Origin of the sequence: Flavobacterium sp. PLA-1-15 (assembly GCF_049060005.1) — a bacterium.
Classification (GTDB): domain Bacteria; phylum Bacteroidota; class Bacteroidia; order Flavobacteriales; family Flavobacteriaceae; genus Flavobacterium.
In genome coordinates this window covers 1-1,739 of the sequence record NZ_JBMGQS010000057.1, presented here as the reverse complement: position 1 = coordinate 1,739, position 1,739 = coordinate 1, and the positions used below count along the sequence as shown (strand labels likewise).

General features: G+C 37.4%; 1 protein-coding gene and 1 pseudogene. Both read right to left on the bottom strand.

All coding sequences use genetic code 11. The annotated features are described in order from the left end of the window. Positions 1 to 294, bottom strand: a pseudogene (locus ACI6PS_RS16175) (methyltransferase); the annotation flags it as partial. Positions 295 to 457: 163 nt separating this feature from the next. Continuing rightward, positions 458 to 1,519: a 3-oxoacyl-ACP synthase III family protein gene (locus ACI6PS_RS16170; protein WP_421013607.1), complete on the bottom strand. Its 1,062-nt coding sequence runs from the start codon at positions 1,517 to 1,519 to the stop codon at positions 458 to 460. Positions 1,520 to 1,739 lie beyond the last annotated feature (220 nt).

The window sequence follows — 1,739 nt, the reverse complement described above, 5'->3', positions numbered from 1 at the left end:
GGATATTAATAATTTGTCGCATTTTACATTTTGTAAAACGGTATAGGGATTCAATAAATGTTCGAAAATTTCAAAAGCGGTAAAAACAGAATAATCTTCCGTTTTCAATGCTGTTTGATTATTGTCCAAATCCTCGCCTTTGGTGTTTTTAACGGTATAGCCATTCTCTTCCATGATTTTAGAAAATGGATTCGGAACGCCCAAATCAAAAATAGTTTCTTGGGTAGAAACATGCTTTTTCAGAAACTCCAAAGTGTGTTTGAAACGCTTGTTTGGAAATGTTTTTTCGTACATAGTTTTTTATTTAGCCATGAAGGCTCCAAGTCGCAAAGATAATAAGTTTTGAGGATTTCTAATGTTCTGAAATTGACAGGAACTTAATTAAAAGTGAAACCGCAAATTCGCAAATTTTCAAAAAGATGAATTTGCGAATTTACGGTTATGATAGATTATGGTTTTAATATCTATAAACGAATGCATTCACATTCATTCCCGCACCAACTGATGCGAATATGACTACATCGCCTTTATGAAGTTCTTGATTTTCTATTTTTCCGTGAATCAGTAAATCGTAAAGAGTAGGGACAGTTGCAACACTGCTGTTTCCTAGAAAGTTGATGCTCATGGGCATGATGCCTTCTGGAGCCGATTTTCCATATAGTTTATAGAAACGGTTGATGATGGCTTCGTCCATCTTTTCGTTTGCCTGATGGATAAGGATTTTTTTAACATCGTCAATCGCAACACCACTTTTCTCCAAACAGCTTTTCATCGCCAAAGGCACGTTGCTCAAGGCAAATTCATATATTTTTCGACCGTGCATCTTGATGTAGCGGACGTCCGGATCAAGGTTTTTGTTAAAGGAATTTCCGAAGAATAAATAGTTGGCTTCCTCGTAGGCAAAAGTGGCGCTTTCGTGCGATAGTATGCCTTCGTTGTCATTTTCTGAAGCTTCGATGATGGAAGCTCCAGCTCCATCCGAATAAATCATACTGTCGCGGTCGTGAACATCTACAACCCTTGAAAGTGTTTCGGCACCAATCACCAGACAGCGTTTTGCCATTCCGGATTTGATGTAGGCATTTGCCTGAAGTACACCTTCAATCCAACCTGGACAACCAAAAAGAATATCGTAGGCAACACATCTTGGGTTCTTGATTTGCAATCGATGCTTTACTCTTGTCGCCAAGCTTGGCAAAATATCTGATTGGATGGCTCCATGACGGACATCACCAAAATTGTGTGCAAATATGATGTAATCTAAAGTTTCTGGATCGATATTGGCATTTTCAATGGCTTTTTGCGAAGCCATAAAAGCTAGGTCCGAAGTGACAAGATCTGGAGTTGTATATCGGCGTTCTTCAATTCCAGTTATGCCCTTGAATTTTTCAATGATGATATCATTGGTGGAAGGCAAAGACGTTCCATCTTCGTTTAGGAAAGAATGACTTTCAAAATCGGTATTTTTTACGCGCTGTTCTGGGATGTAACTCCCAATTCCTGTTATTTTTACAGTCATTTTGATTGTTATAAGTATAGCTAATTTATTAATTATAATTGGAACAGCAGTATAAAATATGCTATGCGTGCATATAATTATTGATTCTGCAAAGAATTATATCAAATGTAGCAAGAAATACATTTTTATTGGTTTTGTTGACGTGTTTTTATTTCCATAACCGTAGCAATGCTCAAGGCTTGCGTGATAATTTTTTCGGCATTTGGGCCCTCAAACAGTT

What these genes read in the sequence shown, in the direction of transcription:
- ACI6PS_RS16170 (WP_421013607.1), bottom strand. Translation starts at nt 1,519, where the DNA reads ATGACTGTAAAAATAACAGGAATTGGGAGTTACATCCCAGAACAGCGC.